This is a genomic window from Cupriavidus sp. GW822-FHT02D05 (genome assembly GCF_058802485.1).
In genome coordinates this window covers 245,234-270,903 of sequence record NZ_JBXAOE010000005.1, presented here as the reverse complement: position 1 = coordinate 270,903, position 25,670 = coordinate 245,234, and the positions used below count along the sequence as shown (strand labels likewise).

At 65.2% G+C, this 25,670-nt stretch carries 23 protein-coding genes and 1 pseudogene; 10 read left to right on the top strand and 14 right to left on the bottom strand.

The window, feature by feature from the left end; translation table 11 throughout:
• Positions 1 to 76: 76 nt before the first annotated feature.
• Positions 77 to 406, top strand: a complete 330-nt coding sequence (locus AC1RQK_RS09255) for a hypothetical protein (RefSeq protein ID WP_492371724.1) — start codon at positions 77 to 79, stop codon at positions 404 to 406.
• Between the two features lie 24 nt (positions 407 to 430).
• Here AC1RQK_RS09255 and AC1RQK_RS09250 read toward each other — a convergent pair.
• Positions 431 to 637 (bottom strand): annotated as a pseudogene (locus tag AC1RQK_RS09250) (hypothetical protein); the annotation flags it as partial.
• 362 nt (positions 638 to 999) lie between these two features.
• On the opposite strand from AC1RQK_RS09250, the gene AC1RQK_RS09245 reads away from it, so the two are divergent.
• Positions 1,000 to 1,290, top strand: a complete 291-nt coding sequence (locus AC1RQK_RS09245; protein WP_492371657.1) for a hypothetical protein — start codon at positions 1,000 to 1,002, stop codon at positions 1,288 to 1,290.
• Positions 1,291 to 1,486: 196 nt separating this feature from the next.
• Here AC1RQK_RS09245 and AC1RQK_RS09240 read toward each other — a convergent pair whose 3' ends face one another.
• Both AC1RQK_RS09240 and AC1RQK_RS09235 read right to left on the bottom strand, forming a co-directional pair.
• Positions 1,487 to 3,811, bottom strand: a complete 2,325-nt coding sequence (locus AC1RQK_RS09240) for an ATP-binding protein (RefSeq protein ID WP_492371658.1) — start codon at positions 3,809 to 3,811, stop codon at positions 1,487 to 1,489.
• Between the two features lie 194 nt (positions 3,812 to 4,005).
• The gene (locus AC1RQK_RS09235; protein WP_492371659.1) at positions 4,006 to 4,632 is read right to left on the bottom strand and encodes a LuxR C-terminal-related transcriptional regulator; all 627 of its coding nucleotides are present in this window, start codon (positions 4,630 to 4,632) and stop codon (positions 4,006 to 4,008) included.
• A gap of 854 nt (positions 4,633 to 5,486) precedes the next feature.
• On the opposite strand from AC1RQK_RS09235, the gene AC1RQK_RS09230 reads away from it, so the two are divergent.
• Entirely contained in the window at positions 5,487 to 5,684 is a 198-nt protein-coding gene (locus AC1RQK_RS09230) for a hypothetical protein (protein ID WP_492371660.1), read from the top strand.
• A gap of 278 nt (positions 5,685 to 5,962) precedes the next feature.
• Here AC1RQK_RS09230 and AC1RQK_RS09225 read toward each other — a convergent pair whose 3' ends face one another.
• The gene (locus AC1RQK_RS09225; RefSeq protein WP_492371661.1) at positions 5,963 to 6,613 is read right to left on the bottom strand and encodes a response regulator; all 651 of its coding nucleotides are present in this window, start codon (positions 6,611 to 6,613) and stop codon (positions 5,963 to 5,965) included.
• 46 nt (positions 6,614 to 6,659) lie between these two features.
• Positions 6,660 to 9,926 (bottom strand): hybrid sensor histidine kinase/response regulator, encoded by a 3,267-nt coding sequence (locus AC1RQK_RS09220; protein ID WP_492808637.1) that lies wholly within the window; start codon positions 9,924 to 9,926, stop codon positions 6,660 to 6,662.
• Between the two features lie 496 nt (positions 9,927 to 10,422).
• Between AC1RQK_RS09220 and AC1RQK_RS09215 the strand changes: the two genes are divergently transcribed.
• Positions 10,423 to 10,791, top strand: a complete 369-nt coding sequence (locus tag AC1RQK_RS09215) for a hypothetical protein (protein WP_492371663.1) — start codon at positions 10,423 to 10,425, stop codon at positions 10,789 to 10,791.
• Between the two features lie 180 nt (positions 10,792 to 10,971).
• Here AC1RQK_RS09215 and AC1RQK_RS09210 read toward each other — a convergent pair whose 3' ends face one another.
• From AC1RQK_RS09210 to AC1RQK_RS09175, 8 genes are all read right to left on the bottom strand, one after another.
• Positions 10,972 to 12,444, bottom strand: coding sequence for a SidA/IucD/PvdA family monooxygenase (locus AC1RQK_RS09210; RefSeq protein WP_492808635.1), 1,473 nt, complete (start codon positions 12,442 to 12,444; stop codon positions 10,972 to 10,974).
• A complete protein-coding gene (locus tag AC1RQK_RS09205; protein WP_492808634.1) occupies positions 12,441 to 13,817 on the bottom strand; it encodes an LLM class flavin-dependent oxidoreductase in 1,377 nt (458 codons plus the stop codon). The genes AC1RQK_RS09210 and AC1RQK_RS09205 overlap by 4 nt, the downstream gene beginning before the upstream one ends.
• A 37-nt stretch (positions 13,818 to 13,854) precedes the next feature.
• On the bottom strand, positions 13,855 to 15,207 hold the full coding sequence (locus tag AC1RQK_RS09200; RefSeq protein ID WP_492808632.1) for an LLM class flavin-dependent oxidoreductase: 1,353 nt from the start codon (positions 15,205 to 15,207) through the stop codon (positions 13,855 to 13,857).
• Positions 15,204 to 16,451: an acyl-CoA dehydrogenase family protein gene (locus AC1RQK_RS09195; RefSeq protein ID WP_492808630.1), complete on the bottom strand. Its 1,248-nt coding sequence runs from the start codon at positions 16,449 to 16,451 to the stop codon at positions 15,204 to 15,206. The genes AC1RQK_RS09200 and AC1RQK_RS09195 overlap by 4 nt, the downstream gene beginning before the upstream one ends.
• A gap of 33 nt (positions 16,452 to 16,484) precedes the next feature.
• On the bottom strand, positions 16,485 to 16,829 hold the full coding sequence (locus AC1RQK_RS09190; RefSeq protein ID WP_492371668.1) for a DUF3088 domain-containing protein: 345 nt from the start codon (positions 16,827 to 16,829) through the stop codon (positions 16,485 to 16,487).
• A 32-nt stretch (positions 16,830 to 16,861) separates the two neighbouring features.
• Positions 16,862 to 18,049 (bottom strand): acyl-CoA dehydrogenase family protein, encoded by a 1,188-nt coding sequence (locus tag AC1RQK_RS09185; RefSeq protein WP_492371669.1) that lies wholly within the window; start codon positions 18,047 to 18,049, stop codon positions 16,862 to 16,864.
• A 165-nt stretch (positions 18,050 to 18,214) separates the two neighbouring features.
• The gene (locus AC1RQK_RS09180; protein WP_492808629.1) at positions 18,215 to 18,658 is read right to left on the bottom strand and encodes a VOC family protein; all 444 of its coding nucleotides are present in this window, start codon (positions 18,656 to 18,658) and stop codon (positions 18,215 to 18,217) included.
• A gap of 164 nt (positions 18,659 to 18,822) precedes the next feature.
• Entirely contained in the window at positions 18,823 to 19,539 is a 717-nt protein-coding gene (locus AC1RQK_RS09175; protein WP_492808628.1) for an SGNH/GDSL hydrolase family protein, read from the bottom strand.
• Positions 19,540 to 19,620: 81 nt separating this feature from the next.
• On the opposite strand from AC1RQK_RS09175, the gene AC1RQK_RS09170 reads away from it, so the two are divergent.
• Both AC1RQK_RS09170 and AC1RQK_RS09165 read left to right on the top strand, forming a co-directional pair.
• Positions 19,621 to 20,091: an SRPBCC family protein gene (locus AC1RQK_RS09170; protein ID WP_492371672.1), complete on the top strand. Its 471-nt coding sequence runs from the start codon at positions 19,621 to 19,623 to the stop codon at positions 20,089 to 20,091.
• Positions 20,088 to 21,557 (top strand): DHA2 family efflux MFS transporter permease subunit, encoded by a 1,470-nt coding sequence (locus AC1RQK_RS09165; RefSeq protein WP_492808627.1) that lies wholly within the window; start codon positions 20,088 to 20,090, stop codon positions 21,555 to 21,557. Before AC1RQK_RS09170 ends, AC1RQK_RS09165 begins: the two co-directional genes overlap by 4 nt.
• Before the next feature lie 45 nt (positions 21,558 to 21,602).
• Here the strand turns inward: AC1RQK_RS09165 and AC1RQK_RS09160 are convergent, their stop codons facing one another.
• Positions 21,603 to 21,872, bottom strand: coding sequence for an acyl-CoA-binding protein (locus AC1RQK_RS09160; protein WP_150983548.1), 270 nt, complete (start codon positions 21,870 to 21,872; stop codon positions 21,603 to 21,605).
• A 199-nt stretch (positions 21,873 to 22,071) separates the two neighbouring features.
• Between AC1RQK_RS09160 and tsaB the strand changes: the two genes are divergently transcribed.
• The 4 genes from tsaB (at position 22,072) to AC1RQK_RS09140 (ending at position 25,535) form a co-directional block, all read left to right on the top strand.
• Positions 22,072 to 22,839, top strand: coding sequence for a tRNA (adenosine(37)-N6)-threonylcarbamoyltransferase complex dimerization subunit type 1 TsaB (gene tsaB / locus AC1RQK_RS09155; RefSeq protein WP_492808625.1), 768 nt, complete (start codon positions 22,072 to 22,074; stop codon positions 22,837 to 22,839).
• Positions 22,840 to 22,940: 101 nt separating this feature from the next.
• The gene (gene rimI, locus AC1RQK_RS09150; protein WP_416050501.1) at positions 22,941 to 23,426 is read left to right on the top strand and encodes a ribosomal protein S18-alanine N-acetyltransferase; all 486 of its coding nucleotides are present in this window, start codon (positions 22,941 to 22,943) and stop codon (positions 23,424 to 23,426) included.
• Positions 23,423 to 24,394, top strand: a complete 972-nt coding sequence (locus AC1RQK_RS09145; protein WP_492808624.1) for a uracil-DNA glycosylase — start codon at positions 23,423 to 23,425, stop codon at positions 24,392 to 24,394. The genes rimI and AC1RQK_RS09145 overlap by 4 nt, the downstream gene beginning before the upstream one ends.
• Complete coding sequence (locus AC1RQK_RS09140) at positions 24,369 to 25,535, top strand: DUF1853 family protein (RefSeq protein ID WP_492808622.1); 1,167 nt, start codon at positions 24,369 to 24,371, stop codon at positions 25,533 to 25,535. The genes AC1RQK_RS09145 and AC1RQK_RS09140 overlap by 26 nt, the downstream gene beginning before the upstream one ends.
• Positions 25,536 to 25,670: the final 135 nt, after the last annotated feature.

The window sequence follows — 25,670 nt, the reverse complement described above, 5'->3', positions numbered from 1 at the left end:
GCTTTACCGTGGGGCTTGGGTCGGCGTGGTACTCGGATTTAGGAAAATCGAAAAAGATCCTGCTGTGGGAAGTCGCATGACGCGCCTCGCTTGGTGTGTGGCTTTTTTCGCCATGGCGCTGGTAGCGATGAGGCAGTCGGCTCTACTAGCCGCGAAATTGGCAGAGAAATACGCATGGCCGCTCATCGAGCAGTGGCACGGCTGTTGGGACATCAAGCATTGTTCGGTGTCATGGCGGGGCCAAGCCGCGATCGTCCTTTTTTTGGTCGGCCCTGCTGTGGCTTGGGCATCGGCGGGGTGGAAGTACTCGCGTCAGCCGACTGCCGGGAGGTTCGCTTGGACAATGCTCTCGCTGTTGGCAGGCACTGCCCTGTTCTATCTGGGGTACTACGCCTTGATTTGGTGACGTGGATAATTCATGGCCACCAACCATCGGCTGCCGTCCACGTTTGCCCTTGGGGTAGTACGGCTCGACAGCCGCAATCTGGCGCGACCACGGCACCACGCTTTCCATCTCCGTCAGGAAGCGCTGGCGTCGCGTCCCCCGTTTCTTGCCGTGGCTTTCCGCTTCCGTAAAACTGATCTGTCGCTTGGAAAGCGTTGATTCGGTGTTTTCTACCCACCGATGGCGTAGCACTGTGACTTTTTGTAGCGGGCGGTTTGGAGCGTACTTTGTGCCCTTATACTGCGCAGGTCGTTGCAAACACAGCGACCGGGTTTGACAGCCTGCTAAGAACGCGGACATGTGCCTCTATATGGCTTTTGTTCGTCTTGCCTTTGCGCGCCCCTACGGGCGGGCCTGGGCGGGGGAGCTTTCGAGCTCACCGGTTCCTTCTTTCCGGCTGTCAACCCCATTTGACAGCGGGGAGCGGGTTGACATCGCTTAAGTAGGAGGCACACCCATGCCCCAGTCTTCGCTCGCCCATCCCGGGCAAATCGTATCCTCCAAGCCAGCCATCCTCTGCCAGCGCCTGCGCGCCTCCCAACGGAGGGCGCCCGATGCATAGGTATCCGCACTACAACATCACCGCCCAGCGCGCCGGGCGCGACACCTTCCTCACGGCCCACGCGCCTTCCGAAAGCCCGCTAAGCCTTGCCGCGGAAAAAACCGCGCAACTCAACGCGCTGCTGTCGGTGGCGGTCGAGAACGCTGCCGGCGGTTCCTTGTGCAACATCACCGAAGAGGCGCAGAGTCATCTGCTTTCGCTGGCGGCCGTGCTCGCGCATGAACCGCTGGTGTTGAGCGAGTTGGCCGCGCAGGACGATGAGGGGGAGGGTGGCGATGGATAGTGGGTAGACGGCCAAGCGCAGACGTAGATGAAGTCCAAAGCCCGGAGCCGATTGGGTCGCTCAACTCTCGTCGTCTGCCAAGGCCTCGCGTGTATCCATTGCAGCCTTCTTTAGCGGCCTATCTTGGGCGGATTGGATGGCAATCCCTTGCCAACATCATGCCAGGTTAACGCGAGCCACGGGTGCCTGGGCGTGATCAGCGGCTTTGGCCAACATCGTTCTGCGCAAACTGGACTGCAAGGCCGATCGCCCGTAGGCTGTATCCGTTCACCTGCCAGCCACCCCCGGTCCTCTGCGGATGATCGGGGCCAAACGGTATCGCCAGGATCCTGAGTCCCGCCCAGGGGATCTCAATGCGCGCCGATGGCCGCACGTCGATCAATATGTCGTCCCGATGCAAGCCACCCCGCGTTTCGGAGTAAGGCTGTGCGATGGCACCCCAACGGCGTAGCCAGGCACACAGGTGCGTAGCGACCTCCCTCACGTCCGAGCGCACGTACACCACGCCAGGCCGTAGTTGAGGCATCTCGATATCCGGTGCATCGATGGACAACGAGAAGGGCAGCGTAGCCGAGAAGAGGCTTCCGAGCCCAGGCTCGCTTACCACCTGGATAGCGCCGCCCATCAACTGGGCAAGCCGATGGCAGATCGAAAGCCCGAGTCCAGAACTGGCGGCCGGCTGCCGGCTACCGCTTGCCTGATAATACGACTCGAAGATGCGCTCCTGGCTTTGCGCGGCAATGCCGACGCCGGTGTCCGCCACTTGCCACATCAGCTCGACGCCTTCCGGCCGGGTTGCCACCATCCGCGCGCGCAGCACCACCCGGCCCATCTGCGTGAACTTGATGGCGTTGCTCAGCAGGTTGTTCAGGATCTGGCGCACGCGAACCGCGTCGCCCAGTACGCTCCCGGGAATGTCCGCATCGATACAGGCGTAGATGAGCAGGCCCTTGCCTTGCGCGCGCGCAGCGTACGAGCAAAGCACGTCTTCCGTCAGGTCGAGCGGCGAGAAGGCAGCCGGTTCGAGCATCAGGCTCCCGGCTTCGATCCTCGAGATGTCCAGCGCGTTATCCACTACCTGCAATAGTGAAGCCGAGGCCCCTTCGATGGCCTTGATGTACTCCCGCTGCTGCCCTGACGCGCCGCTCAAGGCCAGGAGCTCAAGTGTTCCCAGGATGCCGTAAAGTGGCGTACGAATTTCATGACTCATGGTGGTCAGGAAAACGGTCTTGGCCTCATTGGCGGCTTCCGCCCGTTGAATGGCCAGCTGCGTTGCTGCTTCCATTTCCTTGTGGGCGGTGATGTCGCTGAACGCGCAGATCACCACGTCTTCGCCCTGGTAGCGCGCCGACGCGAAAGATACATAGACGCTGCGGCCGTCATGCAGCACCAGTTCGCGGCCGGTGCCCGGATGGCGGTCATTGGACAGTGCGGCTTCGCGCCACGAGACGTCGGGATCAAACCAGCTTCGCGCCAATCCGTTGGCAAGTGGCACGTTGCCGTCGCGGCGGCGAAGCACACACAATGCCACCGGTGCCGCCTCGATAATGGATCGGCTAAACGCTTCGCTTTCAATCAGGCTGTCAAATTGCCGCTGCGCCGGCCGCACCTGGTGCCGATTGATATACACGATGCCGATGCCCATGCCGATGATCAGCAGAACGAAGCCCCCCAGTGCCAGCCGGATAGCCGGCATGCATGCGTTCAGCAGCGCGCTCGCACGAATGACATACACAACACGCCAGCCGTCGTCGCCTACCGCCTTGCTGAGCGTTAGGTACTTGGGTATTGGGCCCATTCCGTATCGAATAAACGCATCCTCGCGCGTCATTCTCGCCAGATCGCGCCTTAATTCGGCATCTCCCGTGCTTTCGAGAACAACGTTATCCTGACGGTCCAGCAGCATATAGCTTAGGCCAGGCTTGGACAGCAGAAGACCCGGCTCGACATTGTCCAACGCCAATCCAAGCCAGCCGGCTGTTTTCTCGCCAGGATCGACCCGGCCAAACATGTAAAGACGGTGATGCGTGCGATCGCTGGCCCAGATAATCGACCCGGTGTCAGCCGATTGCGCGTGCCGCGCAACCAGCATGTTTGTCACCTCGGGCGAGAGAGCCTCCCGGATTCCACGGCGGTCGCTCTCCAGCCCTACCTGAGTGGACTTGGCAGCGGTCCAGTAGACCAGATGGGCGCCTGAACGCGCGATGGCGTCCCTGTCCCGTTCAGTCACATACAAGGTCCAGCTCTTCCCGGCTTGCCGATCGATGGCGAGCGAAATCCCTTCGATGCGATGGGCCGCGCTTGTCGGCAACTGGACAGGCTCGCCGCTGCCTTCGGATATGGAGTCGATCAAGGATCTCAGCAGCGAGCTACGTCGCCCCAGGAAAATCTGCGCGTTATACGCCGCAGCATTCATCTGGCGCCGATAGGCAGAAATACTTCTCTCGAATTGAGACTCCAGGTACAGCACCGCGGCCATGCCCGCGCACAGCAGCAACGTCGCTGCCAGGAGATATAGCATCACAACGGCTACGCGCGGCGGCGATATCTTGACGCTACGGCGCCCAGCACGAAGTCGGTGGAAATGCATGATTGAATATTGCCGTCGATCGGAATTCTTTCCTATCGGACAATTCTCAATCTTTGATTTCAGCAGTGATTTGCCATAGCCCCCCATCCCCCCCGCAATGCCGCTGGCAAGACCCCGGAGTGTCGTTATCCACGCAGCGACTTGACGGTCTCCACTGCAGCGGTATCCTCGTTGGCAGGGGCAAACCGAAATGCGAACGCGTACTCGTACAGCTCGCGGTCGTTCGCAAGGCCCAGTTTTTTCATGCCCGCAATGCGCTGCGTGCTCACGGTCTTGACGCTGCGCCCCAGCGCCGTGGCGATCTCACCGACGGTCATGCCTCGCGTATAGCGGCGCAGCACTTCGGTCTCCCGTGCCGAAATGCAGTCGTTGGCAAAGACGTCGATCGGCTCCTCCGCCATCCGGGAGTGAGCCATCAACTTGCGCACCGATTGCGCGATGTACATTCGCCCTCGCGCGACGGCCCGGATGGCACCCGCGATCTCCCTGGCCGGGTCGCTCCTCAGCAGCAGACCATGGGCACCCGAGACGATCATGGCTCGCAGGACCAAGGGGCTGGATACCTTCGTGATGATCACAACCTTCAAGCGAGGACAGGTGCCATGCAGAAGATCCAGCAATGCGATATTGTCGTCATGTCGCCGGCCCGGACGATGAAAGGCGCAGAGCAGGACATCGGCCCTGGCTCTGCCCGGCCACTGCATCAGTTCGGCGGAATCCACGGGTTCTCCAACGATCTGGACTTCATCCATCAGCGCTAACACCTGGCGCGTCTTTTTCCGCGACGTGGAATGGTCATCCGCAAGAAGCACTCTGATTGGCACAACTAAGCCCTCCGATCAACGAATCTGTGTAAAACCGATCCGGCGCCCGGCGGACCGTGCCCGGCGCGGCGCGCCCCGCTCCGTAGAGCCGGCCCATCCGGGATGCCGCGACCATCCACTACACGTTGGCCTGCACTCGGATGAACGGCTCCCGGATATTCGGTCTCGGAAATCTCTGGCGTGGCGGCGGCCGCGTAGCCGCCGGCTGGCAGCAGCACACACAGGCTGGCGCGGCCGGCCTGGCGGGCCACTTCGATTATTTCGGGCGATCGGTATGGCAAGGGGTTGTAAATCTCCAGCCGCGTAACAGCGGCACGGCAAATAGCGATGACCGGAATGGCGTAGCAATATCTCGCCCCTGCTTCAAGGCGGCAGGGCCTGACATCAAGCCAATCCTCCTGCGGGTAGCGGCAAGGCGTGACCCAGATCAATCGGGGGCGGGCAAGACCTTCCGATGGCTTGGTTACATGAAAGTGCATATTGGCCGCCAAAGCCCCGGTATGGATCGCATGTGTCAGCAGATATTCGCCAGAATTCCCCGGTAGCGACACAGGACAGTTCTTGTTTTCGGTAAAAATAAATGAATTGAGATTATCGCCACGCTTAACAACGCGTGTGAGATCGGGTGCCCGCCAGTGCAAGTCAGCCTCTCATCAAGGTCAGGTGTGGCCCCATTCGAAAAATCCCTCCCGAGTTGGTCATCTGGTGTGCACAAAGACCTTAACCTCATCTGGAACGCGCGCTGTTCTTTGCGCGCGTCAGATATCGAGATTCTGTCTATCGTGGAATTACAATTCTTTTTCGCTAATAAAATTGTAATAAAGTATACAAAATACTTAAATTATAATGAATTGGGAATTGTGATATTGTCGGCTGGGAAATTAAAGAAAATAGGCTTCTACGGTGCGGATGAAGCCAGGGAAGTTATCCGGCGCGCACCTGCCAAGTGGTGGGGATTCTTGCGTCGTTCTGGTCGATGATGATCAACCATCCCCGCTAGCCAGCCGCCCGGCAGCTGTCAATGTCGAACTGGCTGTGTGCCGGCACGTTGCTGCAGAACCAGATTATTCTGGTAGAAGAGGCGTGATGACTTCAGTATTCTTGAGGTCGTCGGCATCAACATTCCCTGGTGATGCCGACTCCCGATTCCGGCGAGGATTCCCCCCCCTCTGCCCGGACTTCTACCCACCCAAGCGACCCTCGCGGGCAGCTTGGGTTTTTTTTTGTGCGCCCGGCAGGGCGCATCCATAGCGCCCCGCTACTGAAAAAGCTCGGTAGCAATGCAGAAGGTAATGAGCTGCTGGTCGGTTGTGACACCGAGCTTCTGCATTGCTGCCACCTTGTGGCCACTCACGGTCTTGATACTGCGGTTGAACTGCCTGGCGATGTCCTGAACCGATTCCCCGCCAACGAAATGGCGAAGCACTTCATATTCCCGCGGCGACAGCGTCTTGATTCGCTCGCCAATGGAATCCGACCCCGAGTTCTCGCGAAGAGACCCCTGGAGGGATGCTGGAATGTATCTGCGGCCACTCCGGATCGCGAACAGGGCGGCGAGGATGTCGTTGAGAGAGTCGCCCTTGAACACCACGCCGTGCACGCCGGTATCGTAAAGGGCCGATACGATGATCGGGTTGGTGAGCATTGTCAGCACCAGCAGCTTGACGCCGGGGAACGTCCTGGCCAGGTATGCGATGAGCTTCAGTCCATCCCCGAAGACCGGATCACCGGGCATGGCAAAGTCGGTGACAATAATATCCGGACGGGCAAGGGGAATCTTGGCGATCAGGTCCGAGGGGCCCGAGGCGGAATCCACCACCACGAAACGCAGGTCCCGTTCGATGACTTCGCGTATTCCCATGAGTACCAGGGGATGATCGTCCGCTAAGATGATTTTGGTCTTTTTCATGGAGTTCAAAAAATCGGATAAAGGGAAGCCGCCGCCTGGTCGATTGTCAAAACTCAGCGAGAATGGCCTCGATCTGCGAGGCAACCAGCGTTATGCCTGCCTTCTGCTTTTGCTGAAGGCCTTCGCTGCGAATGTCTTCCTCCAGGGCTTCACAGTATTTCACGAGTCTGAACAATTTTACGGTAGCAAGTGCTCCGCGGATACGATGCAACGTATCCAGGGCAGTGTCGGTGGACGAATTCACGCTTGCTCGATTGAGCGCCGTGATATCGCCACGCATGGTCTCGGAGAATACGTCGCGGAACCTGAGCGGCACGATCCCGATTTCATCATGGCTGGCCGGGGACTCCGGGACTGCCTCCGGCGCGTGCCGTATGACCGCAGGCGAGCGCAGATGAGACCGTAGCGCCCCCAGGTCAAATGGCTTGACCAGCCAGGACGTCATGCCTGCGTCCATGCAGCGTTGCTCCTCTTCGCGCATCGCATTGGCGGTGATCCCGATAATAGGGCCCTCGTAGCCTTGTTGTCTCAACGCTTCGGCCAACTCGTAGCCATTTGCCCTCGGCATGTTGATGTCCGTGATCACGACATCGAACAGATCGGGGTGCCATCGGGCCAGCGCATCCACCCCATCGCAGACCAGGACAACCAGGCAGCCGATTTGTTCAAGTTGCTCCTTCAGGATCATGCCGTTGATAGCGTTATCCTCGGCCACGAGGACCCGAAGCTGTGCGCAGGCAGCGAGCGGCTCCGCCTGCCTGTCAACTGGCTCGGATATACCCGGCACCGCGAGGGCGATGGCGCTGCCGATCGCTTGAATGCTGTGCGCACTCAGGTAGCCACGTCCCGCCGACAACGCCGCGTCCGCCGCGGCAGGCTCGCTGCCGGCAAACAGATAATTCCCGGTCCAGCCCTCGGGCACCGGGTAGGCGACGAGAAGGTCCAGCACACGCACGTGCCGCGCAGCATCGACAGGAACATCGTCTGCCGTGTGCGTGGTGGCCCCCCAGCGCTTCAGCCATGCGCACACATTGTCGGTCAACTCCTTGCTCGGGGATCGCACGTAGACGGCTTCCCCCGTCAGCACGGGCGCTTGCGACGGTACCTGCACCGCAGCGTGCGACAAGGGGAGCATCAGCGAAACGCTGCTTCCCAGGCCAGGATCGCTGAACACCCGGATGTCCCCATGCATCAGCCTTGCCAGGCGCATGCAGATGGACAAGCCCAATCCGGCGCCGCTTACCGTATGCATATTGCTGTCGATCCGGTAGAACGGGGTGAAGAGTTCCGCTTGACGTTCCCGCGCGATCCCGACCCCCGTGTCCACCACCTGGAACACGAGCGTCACGCCATCGCGCTCTGCTGAATCTTGCCGGACGCGGAGAATCACGTGACCGGTTTCGGTAAATTTGATGGCGTTGCTCAGGAGATGGTTCAGTATTTGCTGAATCCGCATGGTGTCGCCACGCAGGTGCTCAGGCAGATCGGGCGCAACGCAGGCGTACAGGAGCAGGCCCTTTTGCCGGGCGCTGGCGGCAAAGCGGCTGACGCTAGCCTCCACCAGCGATAGCAGGCAGAAGTCGTCCGCCTCGACTGACAGCTGCCGCGCTTCGATCTTGGCGATATCCAGGACGTCGCTGATGATTTGCATCAGTATTTCCGACGAGTTACGGATCGTCTGGACATACTGCCTCTGCGCGTTGCCGAGGCCGGTGAGATCCAGGAGTTCCAACGCGCCCATTACGCCATACAGCGGCGTCCGGATTTCGTGGCTCATCGAGGCCAGGAAGGTGGTCTTGGCCTCGCTCGCGTTGTCGGCGTCCTGCTTTCCCTTGGCCAGGGCGCGTTCGATTTCCTTGCGTGCGCTGATATCGGCAAACGCGCACAGCAGCACGGCTTGACCACGGTAGCGGGTCGGCGCGAAAGCCAGGGAGAGCGGCCTGCTGCCGTCGCCCCGGATTTCCTCGATCGCGCCGGGCAGGGTAGCAGCAAGCACTTGCGTGGCCTGGGAGGCATTGTCGAGAACGCACTGCAGGTCCTGGTGCGTATCCAGGTCCGGATCCAGGTCCGGATCCAGGCCCGGGTCCAGGTTCAGCCATTGCTTTGCCAGATGGTTGCCGCACAGCGCCGTACCGTCCGCCCGGTTGTAAATGCACAGCGCCACAGGCGCGGTCTCGATGAGCGCGTGGATGAATGAGTCGGTTTCCGCCAGCCGCTCGTGCGCCCGGCGCGCCGGCACTACCACGCGCCGGTTGTGCCAGCGGACGAAGGACAAACCGCCGCCCAGCCCGAATAGCACCAGCATTGCGAGGATGACTGGCAGGCCCTTGTTATGGCGGAAGAAGGTCGGATAGCTGATGCGATATAGCGCGTGCCACGAGCCGCTCGGGTCCTTTAGCCGGAAGTACAGTCCATCGGCGGCAAAGCTAACGCCATCCGCCTTCGATGCGGGCATCGGCGCCTTGCCTGCAAAGGCGGTGCGGGCCTTGTCTTCCAGCCAGAAATCGTCGTAGCCGGGTGTTTCCAGAGAACCCCGAACACTGCCAATGCTATCCAGGTTCAACAGCGCGGCAGCGTAGAGCGTATCGTTCCCGGATTGCGTCTCTCGCGGTATGGCCGCCGCGGCATCAAGAGGCAGGACGGCGAGCATCTTGCCTGCCCCCCCGGCCGCCGGATCTGCGCGGAGCCAGCTGACAGCCTCCGATGCAACGTCGCGCCCGCCTGCGTGCGTGCCGGCATGCTGCGAGCCCATCGAGAACACCACGCCGTACTCCTCGGACCTGTTGTCCGAATTGGAGCGGAACGCCTGCATGCCGACACTGGCATCGGCGTGCGTCGCGATCAGGAAGACATCTGCCGGAGGATGTTGGGATGCTGCCCAGTACGCGCTGTAGTAATCGAAAAAAAATGTGCCAAACCGGAGCACGGATCTGTCTTGCGGAGGACAGTCCGCCGTGCCCCTGCAGGCAATGCTGAACATGACCGACGTGCGCGGAACCCGCGCCTCGAACAGCATCACGCCGCCATGGACGCTCGAATCGATGCGCCGCAGCTTGACATCGCCCGTGTAATCATCGGGATGCAAGCTCTGGACTCGCGTGCGCAGGCGTATCAGGAAGGCCTCCTGCTCCCGGATATAGCCAGTGAGTCTGGAAAAATGGATGGCGATCCGTTCTTCCTGATCTTCCACAACGCGGAACACGCCCCAGCCAAGCGTGCCGGCCAACATCAGCGCCAACGGAATGACGACGAACAGGACGAGACTCAGTTGCCTCTGCATGCGGGCAAGGTGGCGGATCGGACTGCTTTCCATTAGCGCGGCAGGTGGTGAAAGGCATCGTGTCTGCGATGGATACCCGGGGAAATTGGAAACCTCTACGGCAGCACCACGCTGCAGCCCGGTGTGGCCGGCATCGCGCACACGCCAAAGGACGGAGAATGGCCTGCTCTGCCCCGAGCAATACATAAGCGTCACTGGACGTGTCACTGAAAGTGGGGCAACTCGATGTGTACACCAGATCCGACGATTGCTCAATAGCCCCGGATCATATCCCGGCATGCAGGAAGGGCCCGGACGATGCCAGTTGACGGTAGATCGTGATGGCGGCAGCGGGGCTCCGGCTGACTTGCGTGGCGGATCGGCAAGGTGACTGTGGTGACTGCTGCGCTGGCGAGGACCTGTGCTGAGCTTGCAGCCTTCTTTCTCTGCTGATCTTGGAGCCTATCCACGGGACTCCCTGCAGAATTTACGCCAAGTCCTTGGCGTGCTAGATTGGCGCCTCGATGTCTTGCCATCACGGAGCCGACCCATGCGAACGCCAACAAGGCAGCAAGCCTATGACGAGGCGAAGCGATTTATCGAGACCATCGGCCTGCGAGATGCGCAGGCGCTACGGCACAAGTTTGGCATTTCCAGCGCAGTGGCCGAAGAGATTTTCGAGTGCATCGATGAATACTTCGATGAGGGGGTGATCCTATCCATTGCGCCACTGGAGGTGGCCTTTGATTCGCGTACGCAGAAAAGGCCATGCATTGATGTCTATGAAACCAATGAAAAGGCATTAGGAATGGAGTGTGTACTCTTTGAAAATGGCAGGCCCGGTGAGGCTATTCTCCATATTGAAGTTTCAGAAGACAACGAAAAACTGGATCTGTACTACAAGTACATTGGATCTTGATGGGATTTCTGGCTTGATCTCTTCAAGTTCTCGACGCTTCGGGCAAGCCGCTATCCAAGCAGTGGCGCATCGACCTCTACCTGCCGTTCGAAAGCTACAACCCGCCATATGGGCGCACGCGGCATCCGCTTGACGCGGCACGCACCCCAGGCGGGTCGTCCGGTGGCGCTGACAGCCGCCTCAAGCCGCAGCGAGCGCTGCGCCCGCGGGCTTCCAGACCGCGCCAGCATAAAACTCCGCGCCAAAATCCGCCGGCACGTCTCCACGAATCCGCTGCTCGTGCAGCGTCAGGTCGGCCAGCAGCAGATCCCGGCTGATGCGGGCGACCGAGGCCGGAATATCGCGCCGCATGCTGGGCACATCGCCCAGCGGCACGCCGACGCTGGCAAAGCCTGCTGGGTTATGCACGTGGAGATTGCGTAGCCACGGCGCGGCACCCGGTGTTTTCTCAAGGTACTCAAGGCCGCTGCCCAGATAAGGCGACGCGGCGAGTTCGTCGTCGCGCGCATCGGCCGGAGGCTGGTAGCGGTCGCGCCAGCGCAGGATATGCGGCGCAATGTCGGCCAGTTCCGCCCGCGCCGACGGATCCACCAGGTAGCCCGTGCCGGCAATCGCAAAGTCGAAGCGAAGGGGCTGCCCTTGCACCTCGGTGACGATGCGGCCGGACTCCACTTCGGCGGCGCACAGCGAGGTGCTCAGGTGCAAATGGAACTGCGGGAATTTGAGCACCCGCTTCACCGAGTCGGCCGGTGGCGTGGATCCGGCGCGCCGATAGCGGATGGCTTGCTCCCAGCGTGTGGCATCGGGCAGGGCGTGGTAATTGTCGTAAAGGCCGGGGTAGGCGCGCACGCGCGATACCGGCGTGGCGGCGATATGGTCGCGGCGCGCGAACAGGTGCACGGCGGCCGCGCCGGATTCCAGCGCCACGGCGGCGGCGTCGAAGGCGGAGGCCGCCGCGCCCAGCACGGCTACCGTCTTGCCACGCAGCGCGCCGAAGTCGATGGCATCGGCCGTATGCGCGGCCAGCCCGGCGGCCACGGCCTGCGACAACACAGCGGGCACGAACGGCGCGCCATTGCCGGCCACGCCATTGGCCAGGATGACCTTGCGCGCGGTCTCGATGCGCGGCTGCCCATTCACGTCAAGATGCAGCCGGAAGTGCTGCAGCGCGGCGCCGGTTACGGGCTCGATGCGTACCACACGCGTGGCGTAGCGCACCGGCACGCCGAGGAAGTCGCGGTACCAGTCCAGGTAATCGGCCCAGTCCAGGCGCGCAATGCGGTCGATGGCGGCATAGGCCTCGGCGCCGTGCCGCGCTTCATACCAGGCCTGGAAGCCCAGCGTCGGCAGGCCGAGCTCCGGCCCGACCAGGTTCTTGGGCGTGCGCAGCTTCTGCATGCGGGCGCGCGTGCGCCAGACGCCGGCCAGCGCACCGTCTGGCGCGGCGTCGAGCACCGTCACGCGGCCGATGCCCGCGCGGCGCAGCGCGAAGGCATAGGCGCTGCCGCTCTGGCCGCCACCAACGATGGCCACGTTGTGGTCGATGCCGACATGGTCCGGCACCCAGTTGTCGGGCGCGGGGCCGAGCAGGCGCAGCGTTTCGCGCGCGAGGAAATCGGGATCGGAGCCGGGGAAGGAAGAAGTTGTCGTCATGCTGCAGCGGCAAGGGTTGAGGCGGCGGGCCTGGAGGAAGCGGCTGGATGCGCGGGGCGCTTGAGCCCAAGGTGCTCGCGCAGCGTGCGGCCGTCGTACTCCGCGCGGAACAGGCCGCGGCGGCGCAGCTCAGGCAGCACCAGCGCGATGAAATCGGTGAGTCCGCCCGGCAGCACCGGCGACATGATGTTGTAGCCGTCGGCGCCGTATTTGCGGAAGCGCTCCTCGAGCTGGTCGACGATCTGCCCGGGCGTGCCGATCACTTGCCAGTGGCCGCGCGCACCCGCAACGCGCTGGTAAAGCTGGCGGATGGTCAGGTTCTCGCGCCGCGCAAGGTCGATCACCAGGCGCTGGCGGCTCTTGCTGGCATTGGTCTCGGGCAACTCGGGAATCGGGCCGTCGAGCGGATAGCCTGACAGGTCGAAGCCGCCCGTCAGGCCAGACACCAGTGCCAGGCCGACCACCGGGTCGATCAGCGCTTGCAGTTGCTCGAATTTCTCTTTGGCTTCGCTTTCACTCTGGCCCACCACCGGGAATACGCCGGGCAGGATCTTCAGGTCATCCGGCTCGCGCCCGTAGCGGGCGAGCCGGCCTTTGACGTCAGCGTAGAACGCCACGGCATCCTCCACCGTCTGCTGCGCCGTGAACACGGCTTCGCCCGTGCGTGCGGCCAGTTCCTTGCCGGCTTCGGAGGAGCCGGCCTGCACCACGACCGGATGGCCCTGCGGCGTGCGCGATACGTTGAGCGGCCCCTGCACCGAGAAATGCTTCCCCTTATGGCCCAGCACATGGCGCCTGGCGGGCTCGTAGTAGCGGCCGCTGGCCTTGTCGCGCAGGAAGGCATCGTCCTCCCAGCTGTTCCACAGCCCGGTGACCACATCGGCGAACTCCGCCGCGCGCTCGTAGCGCTCGGCGTGGGCGAAATGGTGGTCGCGGTTGAAGTTGCGCGCTTCGTGCTCGTTGGATGAGGTGACCAGGTTCCAGCCGGCGCGCCCACCCGAGATATGGTCCAGCGAGGCGAACTTGCGCGCCACGTGATACGGCTCGTTGAAGCTCGTCGAGGCGGTGCCGACCAGGCCGATGCGCTGCGTCACCGCAGCCAGCGCGGACAGCAGCGTAATAGGCTCGAACTGCGCCTGGTAGCTGTGCGCGGTACGGCTGAGGAACTCGACATCGTCGCCGCGCGTGCCTACGCCGTCGGCCAGGAAGACCAGATCGAACTTCGCCGCCTCGGCGGCCTGGGCGAGCGCGATGTGGTGTTTGAAGTCGATGCCCGCGTCGGCCTTGGCATCGGGATGGCGCCAGGCGGCGATATGGTGGCCGCTGGGGTAAAGGAAGGCGCCCAGGCTGAGGAAACCGCTACGTTGAGCCATGATTGCTTATCGATTGCTTATCGGTTGTTGAGGGATATCAGGCGGCTATGCGTGTGCCTTGCCGGCCCTGCGGCCGTGCCAGCCCCAGGTGCTCGCGCAGCGTGCTGCCTTCGTACTGCGTGCGAAAAATGCCGCGCCGCTGCAGGATCGGCACCACGCCGTCGACAAAGTCCTGCAGCCCGTCGGGCAGCGCATCGGGCATCAGGTTGAAGCCATCGGCCGCGCCGTGGCGGAACCAGTGCTCGATGTCGTCGGCAATCTGCTCGGGCGTGCCCACGATCACGCGGTGGCCGCCGCCGCCCGCCAGCTCGCGGATCAGTTCGCGCACGGTGTAGCCATGGCGCCGCGCCAGCGCGAGCGTGGCGTTGAAGAAGGTGTGGTTGCCATTGCCGTTGGCGGGCAGGGCGAGGTTGTCCGGCAGCCGCTCGTCCAGCTTCAGGCGGTCCGGCGTGATGCCGAGCGTGCCGGCCAGCCGCGCCAGGCTGTAGTCCCAGGGGATCAGGTCGATCAGCTCGTCGCGCCGCCGGCGGGCCTGGGCTTCGGTGGCGCCGATGATGGTGGTCAGGCCGGCCAGCACCTGCACGGCATCGGGCCCGCGCCCAAGCGCTTGTGCGCGCGCCTTGAGCTCGCGCCCGTAGGCCAGCGATTCCTCGAACGATTGGGATGCCGAGAACACAGCCTCGGCATGGCGTGCGGCCAGCTCGCGCCCGTCGGCGGAGCCGCCGGCCTGCACCACCACCGGATGGCCTTGCGGCGAGCGCGGCAGGTTGAGTGGCCCCTGCACGCTGAAATGCTCGCCCTGGTGCGCAATCGGCTGCACCTTGGCGGTGTCGACGAAGCGGCCCGATGCCTTGTCGCCGAGAAAGGCGTCGTCCTCCCAGCTGTCCCACAGGGCCTTGACCACGGACGTGAATTCGGCCGCCCGCGCATAGCGCTGCGCGTGGTCCGGCGCCGCATCGCGCCCGAAATTGCGCGCCGACGGCACATCGGCCGTGGTGACCACGTTCCAGCCGGCGCGCCCCGCGCTCACATGGTCTAGCGTGGCGAAGCGCCGCGCGATGTTGTAGGGCTCGTTGTAGCTGGTGGACGCCGTGCCGATCAGGCCGATATGCGTGGTCGCCGCCGCGATGCTGGCCAGCAGCACCGTGGGTTCCAGCGCCGGGATCGGGCGGAAATGAATCTGGTCGACGATAGCGGCGTTGTCCGCCAGGAACACCGCGTCGAGCCTGCCGGCTTCGGCGATCTGCGCCACGCGGATGTAGTGCCGCACGTCGGTAAAGGCGGCGGGATCGCTGTCGGGCAGCCGCCACGCCGAGGGCACGAAGCCCGAGTGCAGGATGTTGATGTTGAGGTGGAGCTGGCGCTGGCGCGCCCCGTTCGATGCACTCATTGGTAGGTCCCCGGTTCCGGATGGCCTTCGCCCAGCACCCAGCGGCCGACATTGCGGGTCTTGTACTCGGACGGGTTGTGCAGGGTATGGATGCGCACGTTGCGCCAGAAGCGGTCCAGGCCGGTCTTGCGCACCGCCGAGCGCGCGCCCGTGACCTCGAAGATCTCGCTGGAGACCTGCAGCGCGACCTCGCCGGCCAGCACGTTGGCCGCCGCAATGGCCACGGCTGCTTCGCCGCGCTCCTCGGCGCTGAGCGCTTCGCCGCGTGCGATCACGGCGTCGAGCGCGAGCAGCGCGCGGTCGGCCAGCGCGGTGGCGGCCTGGGTCTTGACCCAGAGCTCGCCGTATTGCCGGCGCACCCACGGGTCGTCCACATGGCGCTCCACGCCAGAGTGAATCCATGGGCGCGACTGATGCACCGTGTATTCACGCCCGGCGCGCAGCGCGCCTTGCGCCGTGCCGATGAACACATTGAGCAGCACGCTTTGCTGCTGCAGCGGCGTGACCGTGCGGTAGGGCTCGGCCGGCGCGCCGGTGGGGTTCAAGGGCACCGGCTGCCCGAGCACTTCGCTCTCGTGCACGCGCACACCCTGGTAGGTGACGCGGCCACTGCCGGTCTGGCGCTGGCCGATGCCGTCCCAGTCGTCCTCGATCACGATGCCTGCGCGGTCCGCGGGAATCGCGGCAAAGCGGCGTTCGCCGCTGTCGGCGTCTTCCCAGGCAATCGCCAGGAAGTCGGCCACGTGCGAGCCGGAGGTGAAGGGGCGATAGCCGTCCAGCACGAACCACTCGCCATCGCGCCGTCCAAACAGGCTCCTGGAAAAGCTGTTCGCCGTGTTGCCCCAGAACCAGTTGCCTTCGGCCGAGCGGCGCCACAGGCTGGCGGCCTTCTCCGGTGCGTTGCGCAAGCGCGGGCTCAGCAGGCTGCTGTAGTGATAGCCGAACAGATGGCCGAGCGAGCCGTCCACCTGCGCGAACAGGCGCGTGATGCGCAGCACGGTCGACCAGGTTTCGCCCTGGCCGCCGACTTCGCGCGGCAGCAGCAGCGTAAGCAGGCCGTGTTCCTTGAGCAAGCGGATCTGCTCGGCGGGTTTCCCGCCGGCCTGGTCGCGGGCGATGGCGTCGTCGGCGAAGCGCTCGCGCAGCGAGACCGCGCGGGCGATGAAGGGGTTGCCGGTGTCCGGCTCGAACAGCGCGGGCGCTGGTTCGCCCGGCGTGTGAAGAAAGGCGACGTTGGCGGTCATGTTGGGTCTCGGTCGGTAGCCGTCATCGAAGGCTCAATGCACCTTGGCAAAGCCATGGCGCTCCGCCAGCAAGGCAAGGATGCGGCGGGTATCGGTGACGAAGCGCAGTCCGCCATGCCGCTGGGCGTCGGCAGGTGCCGGCGCGGCGTCGCCCAGGATCAGCACCGGCAGGCCCTGGTGCGCCTCGCCCAGCAGGGCGGCCACCGCCTCGCGCGGTCGCGCAAACGGCTCGCGTGAAATGTCCAGGCGCGCTGCCAGTGCGGGCGCGCTGGCCAGCAGGCCTTCGATCGGCAGGCAGTCCGGGCAGACGAAGTGTTCGCCGGGATGCTTGGGGTCGGTAAATCCGGGTTGCAGCAGGAACAGTCGGTCGCGGCTCATGATGTTTGGTGGGGTCGGCAGGTTCGGCGGGGTCAGCGATAGATGGCAGGCGAGGGGAACTCGCCCGTGAGCAACCACGTGCCCACCGTGCGCTTCTTGTACTCGGCCGGGTTGTGCAGCGTGTGGGTGCGCACGTTGCGCCAGAAACGGTCGAAGCCGTTGGCGTTGGTGGCCGAACGCGCGCCCATCACCTCGAAGATCTCGTTCGATACGGCCAGGCCGGTTTCCCCTGCGTACAGGTTCGCGGTAGCCAGCGCGATGGCTACCGGCCCGCGCTGCTCCAGCGTCAGCGCCTGTCCGTAGCCGTAAATGGCATCCAGGCTGCGCGCCGCCTGGTCGGCCAGCTCGGTTGCCGCTAAGGTGCGGATGGCAAGCTCGCCGTATTTGCGCTGGACCCACGGATCATCGACATGGCGCTCCACGCCCGAGTGGATCCATGGGCGCGACTGCGTGGCGGTATAGGCGCGGCCTTCGTCGAGCGCGCCCTGTGCCGTGCCGACAAACACGTTGAGCAGCACGCTTTGCTGCAGCAGCGTGGTCAGCGATGCGAAAGGGGTGAGCGGATCGTCGGGTTTGCCGAGCAGTTCATCGTCGCGTACCAGCACGCTGTTGAACGTCACGGTGCCGCTGCCGGTCTGGCGCTGGCCGATGCCATCCCAGTCATCCTCGATCACGATGCCCGCGCGATCGGCGGGCACCACGCCCATCAGGCGTTGGCCCAGCGCGTTCTCCCATGCCAGCTGGATCACGTCCGCCACATGGCTGCCGCTGGAGAAGGGCCGGAAACCGGTGACCACCCAGCCCTCGTTGCCGGGGGCGCGCTGCGCACTGGACGTCTTCGACAGCGCATTGCCCGAGTTGCTCCACAGCCATTGCGCCTTGGCGGCGGCGCGCAGCCAGCGCTCCTGCTGCGCCGGCGTGCCGCGCGCCTGCACGGCGTGCACGGGCAGATGGTGGTAGCCGAAGAGGTGGGCCAGCGAGCCATCGGTACGTGCGAATTCGCGCACCACGCGCAGCAGTGAAAGCCACGAAGCACCGCCCCCGCCGTAGGCCGTGGGAATGCCCGCTGAAAGCAGGCCGCTTTCCTTGAGCAAGCGGATTTGCTCGGTAGGCCGGCCGCCAGCCTTGTCGCGGGCGACGGCATCGGTATGGAAGGTCTCGCGCAGCACCACCGCGCGGGCGACGAAGGGATCGTTCAGATCCGGGTCGAAGTTGGACATGCCGCGTTGTCTTCTCGAAGTTGCACCCGAGAGACGATAGAGCAAGGTTTGCGCGCCACCAACGAAGCAAACCGCGCTTGCATATCCACTTTTGTGGATGGCCTTGCGCCGCGAGCCGGCGTACTTCCTTTGGCCCGGCCGCGCGGGCATGGCCGGGCTATGGCGCTATTGATCCTGCAACGCCGGCACCCTGGCTTCCTTTCCCGTTTCGGCGACGCTATAACCGTCACCCTTCCACTCGATAAGGCAGAGCCCGTGGCCAAAAGGGTCGGACAGCATCGCCTGCCGCCCCCAGGCGAAATCCTGCGGCCAGTCCTCCAGCTCGGCGCCGGCTTCCAGCGCACGCTCCACCGCGCTTTCCAGGTCCGCCACCACGAAATCGAGATGCGCCGGCGTCCAGTGCCGGCGATCGTCGCGCCGGCCGTCGGCGCGCGTGCTGGGCCTGGTGCCCGGTGCCTTGGCCAGCAGGTAGATCGGCGCGCCGCCGCCCAGCATTTCCGCCACGGAGCCGTCGAACAGCTTGCGCGCCAGGCGCAGGCCAAGGCCGTGCTGGTAGAAGCGGATGCCGTGCGTGAGGTCGTCGACGTCGATATTGATCAGCAATTGCATCGCGGTCTCCTGCTTGGAATGGGGGGCGCGGCCCGCAAGGAAGCACTTCGCCCGAAGATCAGGATTGTGCGCCGGCACTCCTGACACGTACTGTCAGGAGTGTTCTACTCGGCGCCTGTGACGCGCAAGGCTGAGAGCGGCCCCGGGAGGGCCCCCGGAGGGCCTCAGGCGCGCATTGGCGCCAGCAGGGCATTGACCACGGGTGCCAGCGCATCGCCCAGTGCGATGTGGTCGGCGGCGTCCAGGTGCACGCCGTCGACTTCGCTGCTATGGATGACCGTGCCGGTGTCGAACCAGTCGCAGCCGCGCGCGCGGCAGACTTCCTGGAAGGCTTGCGCTAGCCCCGCGCATTTGTGCTCGCCGCCGGCAAACTTCGGCGCCAGCGGCCCGCGCGGCGTGGTGATGGGCGGGGGCACCAGCACCAGCACCGGTGGCACGGGCATGCCCGGCTCGATGGGTGCGCCGCGGATGGTGTCGAGCAGGGCGCCGATGCCTTGCGCGGCGTGCCAGGCGTTATGCGGGTGCATGGACTGGAAATCGTTGCTGCCGAGCATCAGGATCACCAGCGCCAGTGGCGCGTGCATCTCCATGCGCTGCGCCAGGCCCTGGATGCCGTTGCGGCCCGGCTTGAAGGGATCGTCCCAGACCGTGCGGCGGCCGTTGAGGCAGTCTTCCAGTATCCGCACGGGGCGCTGCCCGCCGGCCTTGGCACCGTTCAGTGCAAGCTCCAGCCGGCCGGGCCAGCGCACCGGCCAGGGCAGGCGCTGCCGCGTGCCCGGCACGATGCCCCACGATAGCGAGTCGGCGTAGACCAGTACCTGCAGCGGATCGATGGCGCTAAGGACATCGGTTCGTGTGTCGGGAGACGGCAGGGCGCTCATGGGTGGGCTCCGGGAAGTTTTGCTGCGGACCTTGGCACAGACCTTCATAATATCGGCTAACTATAGATCGGGAGAGTTAAGTTGCGTTTCGAGCACCTGGTGGAGATCAACGATCCACAAAATATCCAGTTGGACACGCTCACGCCGGAGCAGCTCTGGCAAGGGCTGGTGCTGCGCAGTGCCGAGCCCGAGCTGTTTGTCATGGGGCTGGACCGCGCGGAGATCGTGGAGCGCGGCGACGACTGGGTCGAGCGCAAGCTGCATTTCGGCAAGGCCACGATTCGCGACCGCGTCGTCTTCGAGCCGCGCCGCGTCGTGCGCTATGAAACCGCCCCTACCGACGAGCACGCCGGCGGCACCCTGACCATGGCGATCGAGACGCCGGGCCCTGGCGCCTTGCTGCTGCGCTTTGTCTACGAGACCACCATGCCCGCGGTGGACGACAGCGGCGACGATCGTTTCGCCGAAATCGTCAAGTCGGCTTATCACGAGGCCGACCTCGACACCGTGCGCAAAATCCGCGAACTGGCCGCCCTCGGACGGCTGGGGTGAGCGAGCAGCCCTCGTCGCCCACCTCCCGCGGGCAGCCGGGCGGCCCGACCCGGGAATCACTGCGGGCACGCTATGGCAGCCAGCTGCGCTGGCTGGTGCTGCTGACGCTGATGCTGGGCACGGTCTCCTCGATCGTGTCGTCGACCATCGTCAACGTAGCCATTCCCGACCTGAGCCGGCATTTCGTGCTGGGGCAGGACAGCGCGCAATGGGTGGCGGCCAGCTTCATGATTGCCATGACGCTGTCGATGCTGCTCACACCCTGGCTGCTTAACCGCTACGGCTTGCGCCGCACGTTCATTGGCAGCTTGCTGCTGCTGGGCATGGGCGGGCTGGTCGGCGGATTCTCGCCCACCTATGGCGTGATGATCGCCATGCGGGTGGCCGAGGGCATTGCGGCGGGGATCCTGCAGCCGTTGCCCAATATCCTGATCCTGCGGGTGTTCGAGGAGCGCGAGCAGGGCAAGGCGATCAGCATGTTTGGCTTTGGGGTGGTGCTGGCGCCGGCGCTCGGCCCCAGCGTGGGCGGCTTCCTGGTGGAGGCCTTCGGCTGGCGCTCGATCTTCTTCGTGGTAGTGCCGCTGACGCTGATCGGGCTGTGGATGGCGCGCCGCTTCATGGCGGTGGACTCGGCCATGATGGGCGAGCGCAAGCCGCTCGACTGGCAGGGCCTGGGCCTGGCCGGCATTGCCACCGTGAGCCTGCTCAACGGGCTGGTGCAGATGCGCGAGAGCGTGCCTGCCGGCATGGCGCTGGCAGGCTTTGGCGTGCTGATGCTGGTGGTGTTCGTGCTGTGGCAGTTGCGCGCGGAGAACCCGCTGATGAACATGCGCCTGTACAGCTACCGGCAGTTTTCGGCCGGGGCGGTGGTGGCGTTCATCTATGGCGCGGGGCTGTTCGGATCGACCTACCTGCTGCCCGTCTACATGCAGATGGCGCTGGCCTATACGCCGTCGCGCGCCGGGCTGGTGCTGCTGCCGGCCGGCATCGCGCTGGCCCTGACCATTGCCGCGGCGGGGCGGCTGACTCATCGCATCCCGCCACACCTGCAGGTGTCGTTCGGGCTCGCGCTGCTGTCGGCTTCGTTCCTGCTGATGGCGATGGGGTCCCAGGCCACGCCTTACTTGCTGCTGGTGGGGTTTGCGGTGCTGGGGCGGATCGGGCTTGGCTGCATCCTGCCGTCGCTGACGCTGGGCTCGATGCGGGGCGTGGATTATTCGCTGATTGCACAGGGTTCCAGTTGCATCAACTTCATCCGGCAACTGGGCGGTGCGATCGGGGTAAGCCTGGCCGGCGTCGGCCTGCAATGGCGGCTGGCCGCGCAGGGTGCGGTGCTCGGTACCGACGGCGACCCGGCCGCGCGCATTCGCGCCTTCGACGAAACCTTCCTGGCGGTTGGCCTTGTCATTGCCACCGCCATCCTGGCAGCCTGGCGGATACGGCCTAGGCCGCTGGCCGAGGCCTGAAGGGTTAGCCGGCCGAGCGCCGGCTAACCCATATGGCATATGGCTTCAGGCGGTGGCGCCGCTGCGCAGTTCTTCCACCAGCGCGATGTATTTTTCCTGCGCGTCTTCCTGGGCGGTGCCCTTGAGCGTTTCCCAGGCTTCGAACTTGTAGCGGCCGACGAAATCGGTCATGCCCGGCTTGTCGCCATGGGCGTCACCCTCGCTGCCTTGCTTGAACAGCGCGTAGAGGCGCAGCAGGGTCATGTTGCTGGGGCGCTCGGTCAATTGCTTGACGTCGATCTGGGCTTGGGCAAAGCGTGCCTGCAGGTCGCTCATGGGGTTCTCCTGGCTGGATGGGGGGATGCGTCTTGGGTTCGGTGTTCGGGAAAAACCCGGTAGCCGCGATGATAGCGCCCGCCACCGCGCGTTTGAGCCGAAAGAAACCGAAGAACGCTTCAGTCCGGCGCACCCCGGGCGAGGCGTGCGCACCGCGCGCTAGTTCAGCTTTTGGGGCCGCTCCGGATACAATCTCGCCATGTCCTGGATTCTTGCAGTTGAAACCTCCACCGAGTGGTGTTCCGTCGCGCTCGGGCGCATTGCCGATGGCGGCGCCCTGGAGTGCCTGGTTCGTCATGAACACACCGGCCCGCGCTCGTCTTCGCGCGTGCTGCCGGCCGCCGGCGAGTTGCTGGCCGAAGCCGGCATTGCCCTGTCGGACTGTGCCGCCATCGCCTTTGGCGCCGGGCCGGGCTCCTTCACGGGCCTGCGCACCGCCTGCGGCGTGGCCCAGGGCCTGGCCTTTGGCGCCGATCTGCCTGTGATTCCCGTCAATTCGCTGATGGCTTGCGCCGAACGCGTGCGCCTGGGCGGGGAAGGGATGCCGGCGCTGCCGCTCGACGTATCCGTGCTGGTGGCGCTGGACGCCCGCATGGACGAAGCCTACGCAGGCGCGTTTCGCTGGGATGGCGCCGCGCAGGCGTGGCAGGCGGCGACCGACATGCAGGTGTGCCCGCCGGAGGCCGTCAGCCTGCCCACCGGGCCGTTCTGGCTCGCGGGCAGTGCCGCTGCCGTGTTTGGCGAGCGCCTCAAGGCCACGGCGCTGGCGCTGCACAGCGTGCCCGAGGCCTTGCCCGCCGCGCCGGCCCTGGTATCGATTGCCTTGCGCGCGCTGGCCCGCAACGAAACCGTTGCGCCGTCCGATGCCATGCCGATCTATCTGCGCGACAAGGTCGCCCAGACCATCGCCGAGCGCCAGGCCGTGGCGGCGCAGCGCGCTGCGCTGGCGGCGGGAGACCAGCCGTGAGCGTGGAGCGCAACCCGCCACCGGACGCCGGCTCGGCCAATCCCGGCCAGGGCGCGCATGCAGCGTGCGGCAGCGGGTACGCATGGCCCGAGGTGCCGGTGATGCCAAGCGTGCCGGCGGGCTGGAGCATTGGCCGCATGACGGCGCTGGATGTGGAAGCCGTGGCGCAGATCGAAGCCCGGGCCTACACCCACCCATGGACCCGTGCCAATTTCGAGAATTCCGTCAAGGCCGGTCACATCGGCCTGACCTTGCGGGATAACGGGGGCGTGCTGGTCGCCTACACGGTGCTGATGCCGGTTGTCGACGAGATGCACCTGCTCAATATCACCGTGGACCCGGCGCGCCAGCGCGGCGGCCTTGGCCGGCTGCTGCTGGCCGCTGCCATGGCTACCTCGCACGCGCATCATCTGCACACCATGCTGCTCGAAGTGCGTCCCTCCAATGTGGGTGCCATCGAGCTGTACCGTCAGGCAGGCTTTGCCGAGATCGGCCGGCGCAAGGGCTATTACCCCGCAGCCGGCCAGACGCGCGAGGATGCGCTTGTGCTGCGCCGCGCGTGGGCGCCCACGGAGGCCGTGCCATGAGCCGCCGCGCCAGGTTCCTCGAAGTGCTCGGCATTGCCGATGAATGGGTGCTGCGCCGCGCGCCAGCCCTGCCGGAGGCGGTCGAGCCATCCGCCATGGCGGGGCTCGCCGACCCGAGCGCCGAAGATCCCGTCGTCAATGACGACACGGCCTCGCGCGAAGCGGCCCAGGCCGCCGTGACGCTCGCCGCTGTGGCCGACGCTGGCGTGGACGAAGCCCAGCCCGAAGCGCAGGACGAAGGGGATGCCAAAGCGCAGGCCGAAGCAGCGCTTTGCGCATGGTCGGCACAAGCCGATATGGACGCGGGAGTGTCGGCCACGGCCGAAGCCGCCGTCGCGCGCATGCCGCCAGAGCCTGCGGCGGCGGTGGCAGATACCGGCACGCGCGAAGCCGTGATTGCGCGCCTGGACTGGGCCGCGCTTGCGCAGCGGGTCTCCGGCTGCACCGATTGCCAGTTGTGCGATGGCCGCACCCAGACCGTGTTCGGCGTGGGCGACCGCCAGGCCGAATGGATGCTGGTCGGCGAAGCCCCCGGCGAAAACGAGGACCTGCAAGGCGAGCCCTTCGTGGGCCAGGCCGGCAAGCTGCTCGACAATATGCTGGCGGCGGTCGGCCTGGCGCGCGGGCGCAACGTGTTTATCGCCAACGTGCTGAAGTGCCGCCCGCCCGGCAACCGCAATCCCGAGCCGGAGGAGGTCGCCCAGTGCGAGCCTTACCTGCGCCGGCAGATCGCGCTGATCCAGCCCAAGCTGATCGTGGTGCTGGGGCGCTTTGCCGCCCAGTCCCTGCTGCGCACCACCACGCCGATCGGCAAGCTGCGTGGCACCGTCCATAGCTACGAAGGCATTCCGGTGGTGGTGACCTACCACCCGGCCTACCTGTTGCGCACCTTGTCCGACAAGGCGCGTGCCTGGGAAGACCTGTGCCTGGCCCGCGAGGTACATGCCCGTGCGGGAGCCAAGGCCTGAGTTCTCGCTGAGCCCCGGCGGCGCCATCGAGATGGCGCCGCTCTGGCGCCATGCCGTCTCGCAGCGCCTGCGCGAGCTCGCCTGGTGCTCGCTGTCGCCTCCGCTGCTGGCATTCCTGCCGACGGACGACGCAGGCAACGCCATCATCAATGGCAACGCCCCCGGGCATTCGCCAGCGGCGCTCGCGCGCTGGCCGGAAGGCGCGCTGGCCGCCTGGCAGCGTTGGCTGCCCGCCGCCGACCCCGCCGCGCTGCCTCCCACCATTGCCGAACTTGCTGCGGGCCTGGAGCAGCAACGCGTGCGCGGCCCGTCGCCCGCGCCCAGCCTGCGGCTGGGCCGGCATGCCGAGCGCCTGCTGCAATTCACACTGGAACACGCCGAGGGGCTGGAGCTGCTTGCGGCGAACCTGCCGGTGCGCCGTGCCGGCGCGCATGGCGTGCAGACGCTGGGCGAGCTCGATTTTGTCTGGCGCGACGTGGCCAGCGGCGCCACCGTGCACTGGGAGATGGCGGCCAAGTTCTACTTGCTGGTCGAGCCTGCGGCGCACGGCGCGCCGCGCGGCGGCGGGCCCGGCGCTGCCGTGCTGGACCGCCATTGCTTCGTCGGCCCCAACCTGGTGGACCGCCTGGGTGACAAGCTCGAACATATTGTGCGCAGGCAACTGCCGCTGTCACGCACCCCCGAGGCCCTGGCACTGCTGGGCCGCCCTGTCGACCGCAGCGAGGTCTACCTGCTCGGCTGGCTCTTCTACCGGGACGGCGTGGTGCCGCTATCCATCGACAGCCTGGGCATAGCGCCGGATCACCTGCACGGATGGTGGTCCACCTTGCCGGACTGGCTGGCCTGGGCTGGCCAGCGCGAAGGCTCGCGCTGGTACCGGCTGCCGCGCTCGGCGTGGATGGCGCCGGCCAGGGTGGCGCAAGCGCACACGGAAACCGCCGAGGCGATTCATGAGGCACTGGCACTGCGTTTTGCGGAGACGCATCACGAGAAGAACTGGCGCCGGGAAGCGCCGGTGATGCTGTGCGAGGTAGAGCCGGCGGGGCAGCCCGGGGTGTGGCGCGAGCGTACCCGTGGGTTTGTGGTGCCGCCGGGCTGGGAGGAGCGGGCGCGCGAGCGCATCGCCAGGCCGGTGGGCTGAACCGGCCCGCGGCGCAAGCGACGCTTAGAGGCCGTTTCAAAAAGATGCTGGCGTCGTTGCGCGGCCTTGGCCGATCCACTTGTACTGTCTGCGGCCGCGCGCCTAGCCAGAACCGCTTCGCTTCATTTTGAAACA